This window comes from Pseudoalteromonas sp. S554 (genome assembly GCF_005930865.1).
Taxonomy (GTDB): Bacteria; Pseudomonadota; Gammaproteobacteria; order Enterobacterales; family Alteromonadaceae; genus Pseudoalteromonas; species Pseudoalteromonas marina.
This window is the reverse complement of sequence record NZ_PNDV01000044.1, coordinates 1-19,222: the sequence shown is the minus strand read 5'-3', so window position 1 is coordinate 19,222 and position 19,222 is coordinate 1. Positions and strand designations below refer to the sequence as shown.

The 19,222-nt window shown below is 42.3% G+C and carries 12 protein-coding genes and 1 pseudogene; 11 read left to right on the top strand and 2 right to left on the bottom strand.

The features are described 5' to 3' along the window. From CWB65_RS11550 to adk, 9 genes are all read left to right on the top strand, one after another. Positions 1-1,389, top strand: a 1,389-nt coding sequence (locus tag CWB65_RS11550) for a phage tail tip fiber protein (RefSeq protein ID WP_212750948.1), incomplete at its 5' end; no start/stop codon positions are given. A gap of 38 nt (positions 1,390-1,427) precedes the next feature. Then, entirely contained in the window at positions 1,428-1,844 is a 417-nt protein-coding gene (locus CWB65_RS11545) for a hypothetical protein (protein WP_138740620.1), read from the top strand. 2 nt (positions 1,845-1,846) lie between these two features. After that, on the top strand, positions 1,847-2,479 hold the full coding sequence (locus CWB65_RS11540) for a hypothetical protein (RefSeq protein WP_138740619.1): 633 nt from the start codon (positions 1,847-1,849) through the stop codon (positions 2,477-2,479). A gap of 9 nt (positions 2,480-2,488) precedes the next feature. Further along, entirely contained in the window at positions 2,489-2,923 is a 435-nt protein-coding gene (locus CWB65_RS11535; RefSeq protein WP_138740618.1) for a hypothetical protein, read from the top strand. Continuing rightward, complete coding sequence (locus tag CWB65_RS19920; protein WP_212750947.1) at positions 2,923-3,159, top strand: hypothetical protein; 237 nt, start codon at positions 2,923-2,925, stop codon at positions 3,157-3,159. The genes CWB65_RS11535 and CWB65_RS19920 overlap by 1 nt, the downstream gene beginning before the upstream one ends. A 10-nt stretch (positions 3,160-3,169) precedes the next feature. After that, the gene (locus tag CWB65_RS11525) at positions 3,170-4,435 is read left to right on the top strand and encodes a hypothetical protein (RefSeq protein ID WP_138740617.1); all 1,266 of its coding nucleotides are present in this window, start codon (positions 3,170-3,172) and stop codon (positions 4,433-4,435) included. Then, positions 4,425-12,638, top strand: coding sequence for an LPD38 domain-containing protein (locus CWB65_RS11520; protein ID WP_138740616.1), 8,214 nt, complete (start codon positions 4,425-4,427; stop codon positions 12,636-12,638). Before CWB65_RS11525 ends, CWB65_RS11520 begins: the two co-directional genes overlap by 11 nt. A gap of 459 nt (positions 12,639-13,097) precedes the next feature. Beyond that, complete coding sequence (htpG, locus tag CWB65_RS11515; protein ID WP_138740615.1) at positions 13,098-15,014, top strand: molecular chaperone HtpG; 1,917 nt, start codon at positions 13,098-13,100, stop codon at positions 15,012-15,014. A 174-nt stretch (positions 15,015-15,188) separates the two neighbouring features. Next, positions 15,189-15,833: an adenylate kinase gene (gene adk / locus CWB65_RS11510; protein ID WP_006792401.1), complete on the top strand. Its 645-nt coding sequence runs from the start codon at positions 15,189-15,191 to the stop codon at positions 15,831-15,833. A 55-nt stretch (positions 15,834-15,888) separates the two neighbouring features. Here the strand turns inward: adk and tpx are convergent, their stop codons facing one another. After that, positions 15,889-16,470 carry a thiol peroxidase gene (gene tpx / locus CWB65_RS11505; protein WP_008129835.1) on the bottom strand — a complete coding sequence of 194 codons (582 nt, stop codon included), beginning with the start codon at positions 16,468-16,470 and terminating at the stop codon, positions 15,889-15,891. A 229-nt stretch (positions 16,471-16,699) separates the two neighbouring features. On the opposite strand from tpx, the gene CWB65_RS11500 reads away from it, so the two are divergent. Both CWB65_RS11500 and CWB65_RS11495 read left to right on the top strand, forming a co-directional pair. Beyond that, positions 16,700-17,704: a response regulator gene (locus tag CWB65_RS11500; protein WP_138740614.1), complete on the top strand. Its 1,005-nt coding sequence runs from the start codon at positions 16,700-16,702 to the stop codon at positions 17,702-17,704. Positions 17,705-17,707: 3 nt separating this feature from the next. Continuing rightward, entirely contained in the window at positions 17,708-18,679 is a 972-nt protein-coding gene (locus tag CWB65_RS11495) for a sensor domain-containing diguanylate cyclase (protein WP_006792404.1), read from the top strand. A 46-nt stretch (positions 18,680-18,725) separates the two neighbouring features. Here the strand turns inward: CWB65_RS11495 and CWB65_RS11490 are convergent. Continuing rightward, positions 18,726-19,103, bottom strand: a pseudogene (locus tag CWB65_RS11490) (SpoVR family protein); the annotation flags it as partial. Positions 19,104-19,222: the final 119 nt, after the last annotated feature.

Here is a 19,222-nt window from a genome sequence, read left to right as displayed (position 1 = left end):
AGTGTTGGCGCAGATTTGCATGTTAATTACTTAACAACCGTTGAAGTAAACCAAGCAATATCAATCGCTCAAACTCAGTTAAGCTCAGAAATTGAGGGCGTTGAATCTACGCTGCAATCAGATTACTTAACCTCTGCCGAAGTCGGGCAGGCTATAACGGTATCTAATCAGCTATTAAAATCCGAGATTGAGGACGAGCAAGGCAATAGTTTAGGCGCATCTTTACAGGTGCTAGGCCAAACAGTTGCGACTAACGAAGGTGTATTCTCTGCTTTATGGGGCGTTAAGACTAGCGTTAACGGCCTGCAATCTAGTGTTGGCCTAGTGAATGATGGGGTGGACCCTATATTTGCGGTTAAAGGTGCTAAGTTCTCAATTATAACGGATCAAGATCCTACCAACTTAACGCCTGTTTTTGCTGTCTCAGATGGTAAAACGGTTATAAATACTGCAATTATTGACGAGGCATTTATTAAAAGCCTGGTGACTGACGACTTGCTTGCTAACAGGGTAATAGTTGGATCTCGCTTTACATCACCTTCTATAAACTATAACCCAAGCAACGGCGCAAGAAGTAATAACTTTTCGATTGATCCGAACGGCAACATGCTCGCAAAAAGCGCAACGCTAGAGTCTGTAACCATTAAAGACAGTAGCGGCAACATTGTTATGTCATCAACCGGCGCAATACCTTCATCGAAAATTACAGGGCTTGGAAGTTTTGCAACTAAGAGTTCACTTTCGTTTAATGAAGTCACAGGAAAGCCAAATTTTGGCAACCTAGCTTACTTAAACTCAATTGCCTATGACGATGTAACCGGCAAGCCTTCTCTTGGTCCATTTGCAGGACTTAGTAAAATATTGAGCTCGAATGTGACTACGTATATTGCCAACGGTGCCATTGGTAGCGCGCAAATAGATCAGGCGTATATCAACCAATTGTTCGGCCAAAATGCGAGCTTTTACGGTACGGTATATGCGCAAAATCTTGAAGGTGATGTATATGATGCGATGGCAAAAAAAATCGATATTGTATACAGTACAAGTGCCGATAAAAGTATTGTGTCCTTCACTGTGTCGGCGCTTCCTTTTGCTAGGAACATTGTGATCTCAGGGGTTCAAGCTAGCGGGCAAGGGTACAGCGCCTCATCAACATTCAATGTAGAGGTGTCACTTTATCGAAGCGGCTCATCTATAGCGCTAGATACGCAAACATGGAACGGGAGGGGCGATACTATTTCAACTTCTATTTTACCCTCTTTTGTTGCGTCCTTGCCGGCAAACACATCAAGAACATTCACAGTTAAGTTTGATAGCGGGTCCAATGGTACGTACATAACAGGCACAGCAATATGTTCGGCATTCAAGGACGGATCTACAATTTCATAATGGATAAACCCCCCAATATAGGTTAGTATTTCTACATAATGGATAAGTCTGACTTGCAATGCGTGTCATGGTTCAAACACCGTGACCGGCTTAAAGAGCCAATAACTCGAATAGGTAATATTGCAAACGACCCACACCTATACCAAAAATTAAACGAAGCCTGCTCAAATGAGTGGGCTTTTTTGTTTTTGGTGCCTGATGGTTTCTTTATTTTGTGGCCCCGCCACATTGAAAACCAAACATATATTGAGATCACTGTCGCGTCTTGCCATGGCGGGAACGCAATGATCCGCTATCAACCACACATTATTGAGCTTGCTAAGCGTGGCAATGCTTCATTCATCGAATTTTTAACAGCTAGAAAGGGCTTTAATAAAGCAGCTCCCCGTCATGGGTGGCGGCTCGCTTGTGAGCGTAAAGGTCTAAAAGTATGGCGCAATTATATTAGAGGTTAAGCATGGGCGGTTCTACTGACGTTAAAGAAACCGAATATGAAAAAGAGCTAGCAAAGGTATATGCCGAGGAATGGGGCTACTACCAAGAGAACATTGTTCCATTTGAAAATCAGGTTATTGAAGATGCTAAGCAGGCCAATGACGAAAGTGTTTATGATGATATATCCGAGAATACCAATCTTGGCTATAAAAAGTCGTTTTCAGAAGCCAGCGAGGGCGGACTTTCAAACATGAAGGCAAGCGGTATAAACCCTAACAGTGGGAAGTTTAAAGATGCTGTTAGCGATATGTCTGACACCGAAGCGTCTGTTACCAGTGATGCTAAGTCACGATCACAAGTGGCCGGCCAAGAGCGCTTTATTGGCAAAATGAGCAATGTAATGGCAATGGGGCAAGGGCAGTCTCAAGAGGCTACCGCAACACTTAGCGATATAGCCACCAGTTCACAGCGTAAGGCGTTTAATGATGCAAGCAATAGCAGACAACAAACGGATTCTGTTTTAGGCGCAGCGGGCGCAATAGCGGGCGCAGCCGGTAGTTACTACAAAAACTTACCAGACACAAAAAGCCTGGCTGATATGGATAATGTTATAGCGGGCAATCCAAACGCTTATGGTGATGGGTTGGCTACATAGGAGAAGATTATGAGTGATGATTTTGAATATGACATTTACGGTATTGATAACTCAGAGATCAGAGTTGATAAGTACCAAAACGCACTTGCTGATTTAACACGCCAGCAATTTGAAGATTATAAGAACCGATTTTTACCCGTACAAGAGGAATTGTTTGGCCTAGCAACAAGCGACAAGCTACTTAACGAGCAAATGGCCCGCAATGAGCAGAATATATCTACATCCTTTGCACAATCCAAGGTGTCTGAATCTCAACGCCTGGGCCGTTACGGGTTAACACCAGACGACACAAAGCAAAGCAAAGCAAATACCGGCCTATTAAAAGGGCTAACAACCGCGTCTGTAAATAACGAAACGCGCGAGTCTGTAGACGATTTGCAAAATCAAATTTTAACCGGGCAAGGCGGCGCGCCTAAATCCCTAGCCGATATAGGTGGTAAATAATGGCTTATTCAATTATGCAAGCGGGCCAAAGCACGAAAAATAAAGCTTTGGGCTCACTAAAAACATTGTCAGATATGGAACAAAACCGCGAAATGACTAACGAAAACTTAGACCAGCAGCAGAAAAGCGCACAACTTAGCGGCGCTGGTTCAGGCGCAATGATTGGGACAATGATTATGCCTGGCTGGGGAACAGCTATTGGTGCTGCGGTTGGTTTTGTTGCGGGTTCACTTTAAGGGGTAATGTATGGCAGGCGCATTTTTAGACGGGGCGTTAAAGGGCTTTGAAATGATGGAACGCTATCAAGCACGCAAGGACAATAAAGCTCGCCTTGCTGATATGGATAAGCGAAACGATCAACGCTACCAAGATGGTTTAGAACGTCAATCAAAGCTCGATGAAGAACGAAGAAGCAACCGCGAAAGCGATGTTAAATGGCGTGAAAGCCAAGCGGAATCAGCCAGCAAATACCGCAACGAAACGCTAGAAGCAAACAAGCAGCAAAGGGAGTGGCAGCAAAATTATCAAACACAACAAGCGCAGTGGCAGAAAGATCAGCAGGCAATACCTGTAGCGTGGCAGTCATTCAGAGAAACAGGCCAAGTACCCGAAGATTTAAACGATGTACTTTCACGCAATAAGGGCATGGACCCGCGTACTTACATGAAGCCTGAATATCGTGAAGCGGTAAAGGGATTAAGCACAAAGCTTGATACCGTTATTAAAAGCGGAAATATGGCCGAAGCTAACTCGCCTGAAACAATTAAATTATTTAACGGTGTATTTAAAGACAAGATAAATTCATCCGTTGGGCAGTATAACGAGACCGTCAAATCAAAAATTGCGAGCGTGGATTTTGCTGGCTTTGTGCCGGCTGAACGTGAAGATGGAAGCGTAGCCCTGGCGTTACAAGTTACCTATGAAAATGGCGCAAAAGAAATCAAGCCAATGACTAAGGGGCGAACGTCTGAAGGTGACGACCCGGTAATGACCTATACGCCTAAAGAGTTGGTTAGCACCATCAAAACGCGCGCAATGATGGCGGACATGATAGAGCGCCCTGAATACTGGGACAAAATGGGGAACGAAGTTGCTGCAAACTTTGGAAGAAGAAGCGCACAGCAAAAAGAAGCCCCTCAAGAGTCCGAGTACCGAAAGGCAAGGGTAAAAATAATCGAGGACGAATCGAGTGCACTTGCTGAAATAGAATACAACTATGGAAAACCTGAAAAAGACTCAAGTGAAGAAGCGGATAAAAAGGAAGCGATAGCGGCAGTTAGGAGCCAATTTGAGCAGCGCAAGAATAAGCTAGGTGAGATATATGGCAAAAAAGCCATAGAAGAACCGCCAGAGGCAGGAAATGGAAAAAATAAAGCTAAATATATAAGCAAGATAGATGGTGTCGATGCAAGCGGTGTTATCAATAAATTTATGGAAGTCAACAAAAATCTTACTGAACAACAAGCTACGCAAATAGCTATCCAACAAGGGTACTTATCAAATGGCCAATAAAATATTAGACCCATTTACTAATAAAGAAATTGAATTTATCGATCCCTTTGCAAAGCCAGAAGCTGAAGGAGGTATGTCTGCAGCACTAGGGGCAGGTGTTGATAAGTTACAAGAGATTGGGTACCGAGCCGTTAAGGGCTTTACTGACGTTGGAGTGCCAGAGGAAGAACAAACGGGTGCTATAGGTCGTGCAATAGGTCAAGGCGGAGCGTTATCGCAGTGGGCTCAAGAAGGCATTGAACGAAATGTTGAAGAACAAAAGGCATACGAGCCGACAGTAAAATCATATAAGGACATTGAAAGCCTCAGCGATTTAGGTAGCTACACAGGCGAACTAGTTGCGGGCTCACTGCCCTACATGGCGGGTGCGGCTACCGGTGTTGGTGCGTTTGGTATGGCAGGCGGCTTAGCTAACGAAGCTTACGAGAAACAACCCGAAGGTGAAAAAGACGAAGTTAAAGCGGTTGCGTCCGGTGCCGGGCAAATGTTACTTGAGCGTTTAGGTATCAAAGTTAGCATGGGCCAACTTGGTAAAGACATTTTAAAAGATGGCGTAGTCGAAACGGCTAAACGCATGGGCCGTGGTGAGCTGGTCGAAGCGGTACGCGATCCAACCTTTGCTAAGCGCATACTGAAAGGCGCAGGCGCAGAGGGTTTAACTGAGACAGGGCAAGAAGCACTAGCGCAATGGGGCGCAGGCAAAAGCATTGATGAATTTGAAGGCTTAGACGAGGCGTTTGTTGGTGGCGTTTTGGTTGGTGGCGTTATGCGTACCGGCTCAGAAACGGCGCAAAAGGTTATGGGATACCAACAAAAATCAGCAGAAGCCGTTAAGGAAGGTGTTGATCAGCTTGTAGAAGCAGGCGCAACGCCAGAAGAAGCCATTGAAACAGTTAAAAAGCAGCAATACGACTCAGCCATTAAGCAAGGTTTTACAGAGGTTGAAGCGTCAGCAATTGTTGCCCGTACAATGAAAGAAAAATTTGGTGTTGATGACCCCGTATTTGCAGCCGCAGCAGAGCCGGAAATAGCGCCAGAAACGGATGCAGAAGCAGAAGCAGAAGCAGAAGCAGCGCAAACCATACCAGAAGATGTAGAAACGCCTGCATTTAAAAATGATGATGTTAACTACGATGCGCCAACAGCCGCAAGGCAAGCAGGCTTTGATCAGACAGCAAAAGCGGCAGGCCAGTACGGTGATATGCTTACAAGTCCGGCACAACAGTCGCTAAAAGACTTAGATGCTGGCAACAACGCGCCTACTGTAGACGAGCGAGTAAAAGCGGCCGCATTTAATAAGTCACCAACGCCAGATGATCGCTTTAGCCCTATGAAGTACCAGCACGAAGGCGAGCTATTAGGTCCAGATACGCAAAACGCGCAAGGCATAGACAATGCCCCAATAGAAGGCCAAACAGTACCAGCGCAAGGCAAGCTCCCAACGACAGAGCAAACCCAAAACCGTGAAATGCGCGAGCGTGCACAAGCTGATTTAGAAGCGCAGCCACAGGGCATTGAACAAAAGGATATTATTTTTGGTGAAGATGGCCGGCCACAGCAGCGCGCAGCAGAGCAAATAAAGCAAGCCGGTAAAGACGCGCAAAATTTATTGCCACAAAAAGATATTGTTTTTGCAGGCAATGAAAGCGGCGTTAACGTGGCTAAAAATGGTGAAGCATTTAAAACCAAACGCGATGCGCTACTGAGTAAAGAAGCGCGAGCAGCACGCAGAGCAGGCAAAAAAACTAAAGCAGTTAGTTTTGATAATGGTTTTGGCTGGACCGTCAAAAGCGATGCAAGTACCGCACCTAATACAGCTCCGGATATAAGTGCGGACAAACAGCAAGCAGATGCTACCCTCACAGATGAGGGCACCATAACGCAAAGCAATGAAACTATTGATGAAACAAACACACAACCAACCGCTAACTTAGCGGGCGACCCCATCGATGGTGAATGGACTGCGTTTAGCCAGCAAAGCGAAACTAAAAATATACCGCGCTCAGAAATGCCGCAAATTAAAGCAGAAAACCGCGGCGCCATGGTTAACTTTATGAAAGCGCGTGACATAGCCAGTGAAAAAGATGAAGTACCAGCGCAATCGTTAAGACCAACACAGCAAGAATTTTCACCCGCCAAGGTCAAAAAAGCGATGGAGTTTGAGGGCGGTAACCGCTCTATATTAGTATCGAATGATAACTATGTTTTAGACGGTCATCACCAATGGTTAGCCGCCCGTGAAAAAGGCGAACCAGTAAAAGTGATCCGCTTAAATGCGCCAATTGAACAACTAGTGCCATTAGCCAAAGAAATGCCCAGTACTGAAACGCAGGACGATGCTGGCAAACTAACTGTCACTGGTAATGAAGAAGTTTCCACAACTGGTAAATTAAATGGTGATAATGGTAAACAATCTGAACAAAAAGCCGTTGAAACTGCCGAAACTGGTAAATTAATTGAACAAGAGCCGGCAACCACTGAACAAACAAACGAACTCCCTCCAATACTAAAAACAACTAAACGCAAATGGCTACAGAGCCAAGTGAAAGAGCAAGGGCTAAAAAAGGGCTCGCCAGGCTTTGATGTTGCCATGGCTAAAATAGAAGAAGGTTATGAACCAGCCATTGATAAAGCCCTAGCTGAATCGTCGTTTGAAACGTATCAAGAGTTTAATAGCGATACGCCAGAAAGCATTAATCGCCAAGCGTACAGTGAACTGCGTAAAGAATTGGGACTAGATGATCAGCCAACTGAAAAGCCACAAGAGCAAAGCGCAACACAAACTAACGATACGGAAAAGCCTAACAGCTCAGGCAGAACAAAAACTGACGAGCCAAAAGCACAAGAGCCTGAAACTAACGAGCAGCAATCAGTAGCCAATCAAGCAACGCTCAAGCAAGAAAGCATTGATGACTTTGGTGAAAAGCTTGGCGGCGCACGTAAAGATGCATGGGGCGGTTTTAGTGAGGCAATACAAGATCAGCAAAGCACGACTGAGCTACCATTAAGCAAGGCATGGCCTGAGCCTAACTACAAAGAGCTTGTAGAAAAAGGAGTTAGTGCGGAGTCAGTAGCGCTAATTGCTGCAATGAGAAGCGAAATACCGTCAAAGCCACGAGTTGCTCGTAAGGTTGCAAGATGGGCTGAAAAAGTTAATACCCTAAAATCGTTTGCATCAGACTTAATGAGCGGTGAGCGTGATATAGCAAGTGTTATGCAAAGAATGCGTAATCACAGCTCAAACTTATCGGCAATTGTTGACGCGATCCCCTCTATTGCAAAGGCCGACACTGAAACATTAAAAACCGTTTCTGGCTACCGTATAAATTCTGGCAGTTTCTCTGTATTTGGCGGTAAAACATACTCGCCTAGTAAGGTGTTTTACTTTATAGAGCGAAATGGGCGTCCTGTTTATGATGGCGCTAGCGAAACGTTAAGTAACGTACAGGCACTGCTAACTAAAGTAATCAAAGCCGAACAGGCTGACAACGCTAATGCGACAAGTGGCAAGAAAAGCAAAATAAGTGTTTACCGTGATCGATACACTAAAGATATTTACCTTGGCTGGAAAGGTGCAGGCGGTGTTTTAAAAATAAAGTCATTTGATGATTTAGGTGCAGCCAGAGATCACCTTAAAAATAATCGCGAAGAAGTCGAGCAAACGCTACAGAAAATAAAAGAAACACCTAGTATGCGTAAGCCGGTTAATGCTGAACGCATAGGACCAGAACGCTATGCTGAAAATGTAACGCCTGATACGTTTGGTGAAACGTTTGGCTTTAGAGGTGTAGAGTTTGGTAATTGGGTAGAACAAGCTAAGCGCCAAAAGAATCTAAACCAAGCTTACGATGGATTAATGGATTTAGCTGAAGCATTAGACTTACCACCAAAAGCATTAAGTTTAAACGGTAAGCTAGGGCTCGCATTTGGTGCGCGAGGTAAAGGTGGAAAAAATCCTGCAGCTGCACATTACGAACCAAACAGCGTTGTTATTAACCTTACTAAAAAAGCCGGTGCAGGTTCTCTAGCGCACGAATGGTGGCACGCACTGGATAACTACTTTGGTAAGCAAAGGCCTAACACAGAGTTTATAACGGAGTCGCCATACACACTATCCACAGATGAAATACGCCCTGAAATGGCAAACGCTTTTAAACATGTAAGAAATGCCATCGTGCAAAGCGGATTGCCTGAGCGCTCAAAGCAATTAGACACCAGGCGCTCTAAAGCTTATTGGGCAACGACTATCGAAATGACAGCGCGATCATTTGAAACTTACATTATAGATAAATTAAAACAGCAAGGCATAACTAACGACTACCTTGCAAATGTAGTGCTTGATGAAGCGTGGACTGCTGCGGAATCGCTAGGTTTAGAATCAAATAGTACCTATCCATACCCAAACAAAGCTGAGCAAGAAAAAATAAATCCTGCTTACCAAACCTTGTTCGACACAATTGAAAGTGAAAATACAAATGAAGGAATACGTTTATTTTCAAAGTCAAAATCAAATAAAAAATCGCAAGGCGTAAAAGCAGATAAAGCTCAAGAGATAGCTAACAATTTTATCAAAGGCTTGAACGGCGCCAACGGCATCACTGTTAATATACTAGAAGATACCGCCACCGCAGAAAAGCTATGGCGCATGAGCTTGGACGGCGCAACTGTTAAGGGTGCCTATAGCGAAATGTCCAATACTGTTTATGTTATTGCTGAAAACATTGATAGCGTAACAGACTTAAAGCAAACGCTAGCACATGAAACTATCGCGCATGGTGGACTTGATACCGTTATTGGTAAAGAAGCAAAACAAGCGTTTATTGATCGCATTAAAAAGACCAAAGGCCGCAAGGCATTTGAGAAATACTGGAAAGATGCCAATAACGACTATTGGGATATGGACGACAATGTAAAAGCGGAAGAAATTTTTGCACGCTTTGTTGAAAACGAACCAAGCAAGGGCGAGGTTAAATACTGGTGGCAGGCGCTTAAACGCTTTATTCGTAAGCAGCTAGATAAGCTTGGTATCGTTTATCGTGAAGATGACGAGTTGACAGCGATGCGTGATATGCTTGAAAGTATAGTGAAAGGTTTCAAGGCGCAGCGTGATCCTGTAAGTCAAAAGGAAAGCAACTTAGCCTACAGTCAATCAGGTAAGAAACTTAGTAGAACAACTGGTAAAAATGCCAGCTTTAACGGCGAGATTGATAAGCCTATCAACATTAATAAAGTCAAAAAGCCTATAGAGTGGGTTGTAAATAATATAGATAACTTTGGGCAGTCAGATATTGAGTCTGTTTTAAATCAACTTGATCCTAACGGGTTTTGGGAGGGTACGGACTCTTTTACAGCTAAGAGGTCTATAAAATCATTAACGGCAGACTATTCACCACTTGAAAAACAAGTTGTTAAAAATGGCTTAACGGTTAGGGATATAAGCCCTGTCTCAGCAGAGCTTGACGCTAAATCAAATAACTTTTACAGCAGCGACTTCTCTGATTTATCGCCTCAACTTAAAGATGACATTATCGGTTATCTTGAGAGGGATGGTATTAGCGATTATGAAGCTCATAAACTATCAGGAAGTACAGAGCCATTTAAGTTTAGCCGGACCACCGAAGAAGATACCCGGACAGCAAAACAAAAGCTTGGCCTTGAAGAACAAGCAGCAAAAACGTTTTCAGATATGGCTAAAGACAAAGTTAACAAAACAGTTGATACATTAAAGAGCTCGCCATTTTGGAACCGATTAAACGAAGGGATATTTGATGGCTTATCAGGCATTAAAAACGCAGAAATAGCAGCCGGCGTAACAGACCCAAATAGACAAGGCTATGTTAGTGCACGCCTTGCGTCAGGTTTGGCCGATGTTCTACACGGTGTATTTAACTACGGTGCACCGCAGTGGCGTAATGGAATAGTACAACGTAAAGCGGACACTAAAGGTTTACTCGAAGTGTTTGGCATGGTTGGTGATGATCTTAACAACTGGCTTGCATGGATGGGCGCGCACAGGGCTGAACAGTTAAAAGCCCAGGGCAGAGAAAACAACTTAACCGATAGTGATATTGCTGAACTTAAAGCACTTGCCAATGGTAAAGAGCGCCTATTCGAGCAAACGCGCTTAGAATACAACAAGGTTAATTCAGCTATTCTTGATATGGCACAGCAAGCAGGCTTGTTAAGTGAAGCTCAACGGTCCGCATTTGATGAAGAATACTACGTGCCATTTTTCCGTGATATGGGTGAAACAGATCCAGAAATGGACGACATAAAGCGCATGATTGTCGAGCCGCACACGCGCAAAGGTATTGCGGGCCAGTCAGCGCAAATCAAATCCCTTAAAGGTGGCGTGCAATCAACCAAAGACTTACTAGAGAATATTATTGGACGACAAAGCACGCTAATTGATGCGTCATTGAAAAACAAGGCTATGCAAGAGGTTGTTAATAACCTTGATGGCACTGATTATTTAAAATCTGAAACAAGTGAAGATATTGCAAGCTTAAGCCAGCAAGACTTAAATAAACTTGGCAAAGTTAAAGTGATGGTTAACGGCAAGCCTCAAGCCTATGTTGTGAGTGACCCGGCTTTACTAAGAGCGCTAATTCAAGTTAATGACATTGGTAGTCGAAGCCTTTTCAACAAAATAGGACGAAGCGCTAAACGCTTTTTAACTGCAGGCATAACACTGTCGCCAGATTTTATATTTAAAAACTTTGTACGTGATGCGGCCCATGCCTGGATGATCAATAAGGATGGTTTTACATTTGGCTCTGATAGCGTAAAAGGACTTAAAAAAGCATTTAAAGAGGATGAAGCCTACCGAGATTTGATATTCAGTGGCGCAGCGTTCCAGGGTGGTTACATTCATGGTGCCGATCCAGAGGCCGGCGCACAGCAAATGCGCCGAGCTCTTAGATCCAAAGGCTTGAGTAGCAATGAAGTTGAGGGGTACATGGCGACCATTGTTACCAGTGGCGCTACTTTATTAGAGAAGTATCGCGGCATTAGTGACAAAGTTGAAAATGCTAACCGATTAAGCACCTATGAGGCGGCTATAGCAGCAGGAAAGAGCAAGCGCCAAGCAGCTTATGAAGCAAAGGATTTAATGGACTACAGCTTAAAAGGTAACTTTGCACTAATCGGCACAATGATTGATATGCTCCCATTCTTTAACGCGCGCCTGCAAGGTATGAGCAAGCTTGTTAGAGCAGCTAAAGCAAGCAATGACGATAGAGCATTGCGCGTACTAAGTGCGAATCTAGCAATGAAAGGCATTAAAGTCGCAGGAATTAGCATGGCCCTGGCTTGGGCTAATGATGACGATGAAGAATACCAGCAATTGCCTGATTGGGATAAGGATATGAATTGGCATTTCTTTGCTGATGGCGAGCATATAAGAATACCTAAACCGTTTGAGCTTGGTATTATTTTCGGCACGCTACCAGAGCGACTTTTTCATTACGGAACGGGAACGCAAACAGATAAGGATTTAGGGAAGTCGGTTGCTAATGCCGTATTCAATACAATGGCGTTAAACCCAATACCTCAAATGGTCTTGCCTGCAGCGGAAGTTATGATAAATAAATCATTCTTTAAAGGCTCGCCAATTGAAGGGATGGCCGATCAGAACAAGCAAGCAGAGGACCGTTACAACGCTTATACAAGCGACACGGCCAAAGCGATTGCTCAGCAGCTTGGCGTTTCACCTAAGAAGGTAGAGCACTTAATCAAAGGCTACACTGGTACAATTGGTGGTTACGTATTGGGCGCAAGTGACATTGTGGCTCGTCAGATTATGGGTAAAGAGTCGCCAGATACACCGGTTAGTCGCTACCCTGTAATCAAAGCGTTTTATCAAGGGAGTGGACCAAAAACCAACACCAAGTTTGCAACTGATTTTTATGAAGCCCTGGACGCAGCAAACCAAGCTTACGGAAGTTATAAACGCGCAATGGAATTGGGCGACACTGCAAGACAAAAAGAGCTTATAGAAAAAGATGGTAAAAAGTTACGTTCTAAAGCAACACTGGCTAAAGTTCAGCGCATGATCTCCAAGTTGCGAAAAATGCAAAAAGCGATAAATGATAATGACAAATTAGATGGCAAACAAAAGCGCGAAAAGCTGGACGATATTCAGCGCAAAATAAACGCCATTTATCACAAAGCTTATGTAACGTTGAATTTAGGGGAGTGGTAGAAATAAAAAGCCCTCAATAAAGAGGGCTTTTAACAGAGTATCGGATCAATCAACCTACCATATTAAATTAGAGACAAAGATAAGTGCGCCACAGCATAAGCCAAAAAACAATGCGAAGGCTTCTTGTCTTTCACGCCAGGCCGCAGTTCCCACATTTAAAAAAAGCAGACTAAGCAACATCACAGGAAAACCGATTAACCAAGTTACATTGGTGCCGAGTGACAAACCTATGATCAAACCTAATAGCATTAATAATATGTGCATCTTAAAATTGCCTTTATTAATATCGCGTAAATAAGCTATATTAGGTCAAGCCTTAAGTCTACGAGAAATTTGAAGTAAAACACTTGAATTACTCACCTCAAATCACAATATTCTAGTCCATGTTAGTTAATTAACATTTCATGTAAAATCGTAACGAGTACCAAAGTGTGTACCAAAATACAAAAAGGCACTATCATGGCAGAAGAAAAAAACATTACAAAACATCAGTTTGGCTCTGATACGGGCAAGCTATTAAACTTAATGATTCATTCTCTTTATTCAAACAAAGAGATTTTTTTACGTGAGCTTGTATCAAACGCATCAGATGCAGCCGACAAGCTACGTTTTTTAGCGCTTTCAAATGGTGATCTTTACCAAGGTGATGCAGACCTTCGCGTTCGTATCAGCGCAGATAAAGAGGCCAATACCGTTACTATTTCAGATAACGGCATCGGTATGACGCGTGAAGAAGTGATTAACTCTTTAGGCACTATTGCAAAATCGGGCACTGCTGAGTTTTTCAAAAACTTAACGGGCGATCAGAGCAAAGATTCACAACTTATTGGTCAGTTTGGTGTTGGTTTTTACTCTGCATTTATTGTTGCTGATTTAGTGACTGTTCGCACACGTAAAGCGGGTGAAACAACTGCTTATGAGTGGGAGTCTAAAGGTGAAGGCGAGTACACGCTGCAAGAAATTGAAAAAGAAGGCCGTGGTACCGAAATTACTTTACACCTTCGCGAAGACGAAAAAGAATTTGCAGACGAATTCCGTTTACGTAGCATTGTGACTAAATACTCAGATCATATTTCTACGCCTGTTCAAATGTACAAAGCAGAAGTACCAGAATCTGAAGGCGAAGATGGCGAAAAGATTCCAGCAGTACCGGGTGAGTGGGAAAGCATTAACCGCGCCACGGCATTGTGGACGCGTGATAAATCAGAGCTTTCTGATGAAGAATACAAAGAGTTTTACAAGCATGTGAGCCATGACTGGGAAGATCCGCTAAGCTGGGCACATAATAAAGTTGAAGGTAAAACTGAGTACACTAGCCTTTTATATATCCCTAAAAAGGCACCTTTCGATTTATGGAACCGTGAGCGTCAAAGTGGTTTAAAACTATACGTTCAACGTGTGTTTGTAATGGATGATGCTGAGCAGTTTATGCCAAGCTACTTACGTTTTGTTAAGGGTTTATTAGATTCAAACGATTTACCATTAAATGTATCGCGTGAAATTTTACAAGATAACAAAGTAACCCAAGCGATTCGTAAAGGGTGTACCTCGCGTATCATTAAAATGCTTGAGCGTATGGCTAAAAACAAAGCTGACGATTACCAAGTATTTTGGAATGAGTTTGGTCAGGTGATGAAAGAAGGCCCAGCGGAAGACGCTGCAAATAAAGAAGCGATTTGCAAGTTACTTCGTTTTTCTTCTACTCATACAGATTCACAGACGCAAGATGTGTCGCTTGAGCAATATGTTGAGCGCATGAACGAAGGGCAAGATAAAATATATTACGTGGTAGCCGATACCTTTACCGCTGCTAAAAACTCGCCGCATTTAGAGATTTTCCGCAAAAAAGGCATTGAGGTATTATTACTAAGCGACCGTGTTGACGAGTGGATGATGAGCCACCTAACTGAGTTTGCAGATAAGCCACTTCAGTCAATCACACGTGGTGACTTAGACCTAGGCAAGCTTGATGATGAAGAGACAAAGAAAGCGCAAGAAGAGTCTGAAAAAGAGATGGCCGGCTTAGTAGAGCGCATTAAAACAGCCTTAGGAGAAGATGTTAAAGAAGTGCGTTTCACACACCGTTTAACTGACTCTCCAGCATGTGTTGTAAGTGATGACAACGACATGAGCTCGCAAATGCAAAAGCTAATGGAGTCTGTTGGTCAAGCGGCGCCAGAGGCTAAGCCTGTGTTTGAGCTAAACCCAGAGCATCAACTTGTGAAACATTTAAATGACGAACAAGATGAAGATAAATTTGCACAATGGTCACATGTCCTATTAGACCAAGCATTACTTGCAGAGCGCGGAACATTAAAAGACCCAACAGGGTTTGTTACACGCCTAAATAAATTAATGTTAGAGCTAAGCAAATAAATTTATATTAAGTTATTAAAAGTACAAATATTGTACATATTAAATAAGGAAGCCTAGGCTTCCTTTTTTTATGCGCTATAAACTAGGCAATTAGTATAAGTTGCTTGAGTATCAGCGGCGCTTATGGAAGAATTCAGGCTTTAAAAATAAACTCTCATACTAGGGGACAATGATATGCGCATTATTCTTTTGGGCGCGCCGGGTGCAGGTAAAGGTACTCAAGCTCAGTTTTTAATGGACAAGTACGGTATTCCACAAATTTCGACTGGCGATATGCTACGTGCTGCAATTAAAGAAGGCACTCCACTTGGCTTAGAAGCAAAAAAAGTAATGGACGCAGGTCAGCTAATTTCTGACGATATCATTATTGGTTTAGTTAAAGAGCGTATTGCTAAAGCTGATTGCGAAAAAGGTTTTTTACTAGATGGCTTTCCACGTACCATTCCACAAGCAGATGCAATGAAAGAAAATGGCGTAGTAGTTGATCACGTTATTGAATTTGATGTTGCTGATGAAGTAATTGTAGAGCGTATGGGCGGACGTCGTGTTCATCCTGGCTCGGGTCGTGTTTACCATGTTGTTTACAATCCTCCAAAAGTGGAAGGTAAAGACGATGAAACAGGTGAAGAGTTAATTGTGCGCGCTGACGACACAGAAGAGACTGTGCGTAAACGTCTAGGTATTTACCATGAGCAAACTATGCCGTTGGTTGATTACTACCAAGCTGAAGCCGCTGCAGGCAACACGCAGTACCATAAACTTGACGGTACACAAGCCGTAGAAGTTGTAAGTGCACAGTTAGGTGAGCTTTTAGGTTAATTTAAAGCGCACAAAAAAACCGCCAGCTGGCGGTTTTTTTGTTTTACAGAAAGACCTATAAGGTTTTAAGCTTTTCTATTACGCTGTCATATTCTGGCTCGGTAGAGAGGTTACTCACTAATTGCTTATAAATCACTTTGTGGCTCTTATCGAGTATAAAAATAGAGCGCGTTAGAAGCCCCATATCTTTTATAATCACACCATATTTTTGGCCAAAATCACGCCATACCGAATCAGATAATGTGATGACTTTATCTATGTTCTCTGCTTTACAAAATCGTTTTTGGGCAAACGGTAAATCAGCGCTTACAGTCAATATTTCAATACTTGGAAATTCTAGCGCCACTTTTTCGTTAAAGTGCTTAGTTTGTAAACTACACACACCGGTATCTAAACTTGGTACTACGCTTATTAGTAATGCTTGCCCTTTGTAGTTTTTGAGCGTTACAGGCGTAAAGTTACCATCAACTACTTTAAAGTCAGGCGCACTTTCACCTACTGAGACACCTTCGCCCATTAAAGTAATTGGTTTGCCCTGTACTGACACTTTTCCTGCATCAAGCGTGTTTTCTGGATAATCGGCTGCCATAGCAACGGAGCAAAATGCACTCAGTACAAACGCGAACGTACGATACATAAGGTATTTCCTTTTAAATTAACGCAATAAGCGACAGTGTATTATACTGCGTATGAGTAACCAAGCGATTATGCGTTCTTGCTTGATAAGAATTAGTTATGAGATTTATAAATTGTAAACCGCTGAAACTTTGATTAACATATAGTTACAAAAAATATCTTAAATAATAAAAATAAAAGCCACTATCATTTTGTGATGTTAATACTTGGTTTAAAAATAGAGAGATAGTATGCCAACATCAGTATTAGTATGTGATGATTCCAAATTAGCGAGGCGCCAGTTAGCTCGCTCATTGCCGGAAGACTGGGACATAAAGGTTGAGTTTGCAATTAACGGTGTTGATTGCATAAAGCAAATAAAAGCGGTTGAACCAGAAATTCTATTCCTTGATTTAAACATGCCTGAAATGGACGGGTATGAAGTGTTGATGGCAATGAAAGAGTTAGGCTTAAATGTGCTTACTGTTGTGGTATCTGGCGACATACAACCTAATGCCCACCAACGAGTGCTTGATTTAGGCGCTATCGATTTTATTCAAAAACCCTGCTCACCAGAAAAGCTTGCCGAAATAATAGAGCATCATGGAATTAAAGACAAAGCTATGCGTGAACGCTTGTCCCATGCATTAGGTGAGCAAGTTGACCCTGACGTTCGAGACATCTACCAAGAACTGACGAATGTCGCAATGGGGCAGGCTGGTGACTTACTAGCAAGGTTACTCAATGTATTTGTCGAATTACCAATCCCTAATGTAAATATTCTCGAGGTGAGTGAGCTAGATATGGCACTTCGCTCCATAGATAATAATGCGTCTACTTCTGGTGTGTGCCAGGGCTTTATAGGTGGTGGTGTATCTGGCGAAGCATTATTATTACTCAACGATTCTAGTTTTAAAGAAATTGCGTCTTTAATGAATTATGACGGTGTACTCACCGATAACGTTGAGCTTGAGCTACTAATGGATATTAGTAATATCCTTATTGGTGCAATTCTTACGGGTCTTTCTAAGCAGCTCGACATGTCATTCAGCCAAGGACACCCAATTGTGTTAGGTCAGCATAGAGATGTGTCTGAACTGGTAAAAGCAAACAAGTCTCGTTGGCAACGCACTCTTGCAATTGAAATTAGCTATGGCATTGAAAATCACAACATAAACTGTGATTTAATGTTGTTATTTACCGAAGACTCACTAAAAACTTTGAAATACAAAGTTGCTTACCTATTAGAAGATTAAGTTATGGCTGCTGATTTAGATATGAATGAGATCCATTGGTTAATGGATATGTTTAATACCGTTGATGTGGGTCTTGTTGTACTTGATAGAGATTACCGAGTGTGTGTTTGGAATGGGTTCATGGAAAACCATTCCGGCTTATTACCAAGTGCGGTAAAGCATAAAGATTTATTTGATTTGTTTCCTGCAATAGACGAAAAATGGTTTAGAAGTAAATCTGAATCCGTATTTGTTTTAAAAAATCGCTCATTCACAATATGGGAACAGCAACCTTATATATTTAGGTTTAAAAATTACCGTCCTATCACTGGTAAAGCCGAGTATATGTATCAAAATGCAACTTTTATACCTTTAACTAATATTCGTGCAGAAGTCAGTCATATATGTATTATCTTATATGATGTAACTGATATTGCGGTAAATAAAAAAGAATTAGAGGATTTAAATGCCCGCCTAGAGCAAGTAAGCCAAACAGATAGCCTCACTCAATTGTATAACCGTGGTCATTGGGAGAGTACGCTCAAGCAAGAGTTTTTGCGTACTAAGCGCAATGGCGGTTCTAGTGCATTGCTGATGTTTGATATCGATCGATTTAAAGTCGTAAATGATGAATATGGCCACACGTGTGGTGATGAAGCACTACGCCACTTGTCAAAACTTTTAAAAACGACACTACGCGAAACGGACATCGCAGGAAGGTACGGTGGTGAGGAGTTTGTAGTTACTTTATTAGATACCGATGAAAAGGGGGCTGAAATTTTTGCTGAACGCTTAAGGGTATTAATTGAGCAAAGTCCTGTTATGTATAAACAACTTGAAGTTAAAGTAACAGTGAGTATTGGTTTTGCCTGTTTTAGTAATGAGTTTAAAGACCATGAGCGCTGGATAGAAGCTGCAGATAAAGCTATGTATCAATCTAAAAAGAATGGACGAAATAAAGTAACTGCCTATGCCGATATAAAAAATGACGCTTAACCGTCATTTTTTATTAATTATTTTTAGTCTGCCGCTCTGAGTTTAATCACTCGGTTGTATGTCGAGAGTCATCTTTAGGGCATTGTCCGATAGTCGTTATTTTTTCATTATTATCTACTTGTTCAAGTTTTACTTTAAACCCCCATAATCTATAAAGATGCTTAAGTACTTCCTCATGTGTATTTGCTAAAGGTATATTATTGTGCGGCACATACCTAAGCGTAAGCGCTCTATCCCCTCTGATATCAACATCGTACACTTGTATGTTAGGTTCATGATTACTTAAGTTATATTGAGCCGAAAGCGCTTCCCTTACCGCTTTATATCCATTGTCGTTGTGAATTGCGCCTATTTCTAAATGCGGAGCGCTCGCGTTATCAATAAGTGTAAATAGCTTAAAGTCGCGAATTAATTTAGGGGTAACCGTCGGCTAAACCACACCTAAACATTTATTTTATATTCGCTAAGCTCATTTCTTTTTAATAACAGGAGTGAGTTATGCAAACCAATCGAACACAACAATGGCTAGATTTAATTGACCGA

Excerpts from the sequence above, each read along its gene's own strand:
- CWB65_RS11545 (WP_138740620.1), top strand. The coding sequence starts at position 1,428 with ATGGATAAGTCTGACTTGCAATGCGTGTCATGGTTCAAACACCGTGAC.
- CWB65_RS11540 (WP_138740619.1), top strand. The coding sequence starts at position 1,847 with ATGGGCGGTTCTACTGACGTTAAAGAAACCGAATATGAAAAAGAGCTA.
- CWB65_RS11535 (WP_138740618.1), top strand. The coding sequence starts at position 2,489 with ATGAGTGATGATTTTGAATATGACATTTACGGTATTGATAACTCAGAG.
- CWB65_RS19920 (WP_212750947.1), top strand. The coding sequence starts at position 2,923 with ATGGCTTATTCAATTATGCAAGCGGGCCAAAGCACGAAAAATAAAGCT.
- CWB65_RS11525 (WP_138740617.1), top strand. The coding sequence starts at position 3,170 with ATGGCAGGCGCATTTTTAGACGGGGCGTTAAAGGGCTTTGAAATGATG.
- CWB65_RS11520 (WP_138740616.1), top strand. The coding sequence starts at position 4,425 with ATGGCCAATAAAATATTAGACCCATTTACTAATAAAGAAATTGAATTT.
- htpG (WP_138740615.1), top strand. The coding sequence starts at position 13,098 with ATGGCAGAAGAAAAAAACATTACAAAACATCAGTTTGGCTCTGATACG.
- adk (WP_006792401.1), top strand. The coding sequence starts at position 15,189 with ATGCGCATTATTCTTTTGGGCGCGCCGGGTGCAGGTAAAGGTACTCAA.
- tpx (WP_008129835.1), bottom strand. The coding sequence starts at position 16,470 with ATGTATCGTACGTTCGCGTTTGTACTGAGTGCATTTTGCTCCGTTGCT.
- CWB65_RS11500 (WP_138740614.1), top strand. The coding sequence starts at position 16,700 with ATGCCAACATCAGTATTAGTATGTGATGATTCCAAATTAGCGAGGCGC.
- CWB65_RS11495 (WP_006792404.1), top strand. The coding sequence starts at position 17,708 with ATGGCTGCTGATTTAGATATGAATGAGATCCATTGGTTAATGGATATG.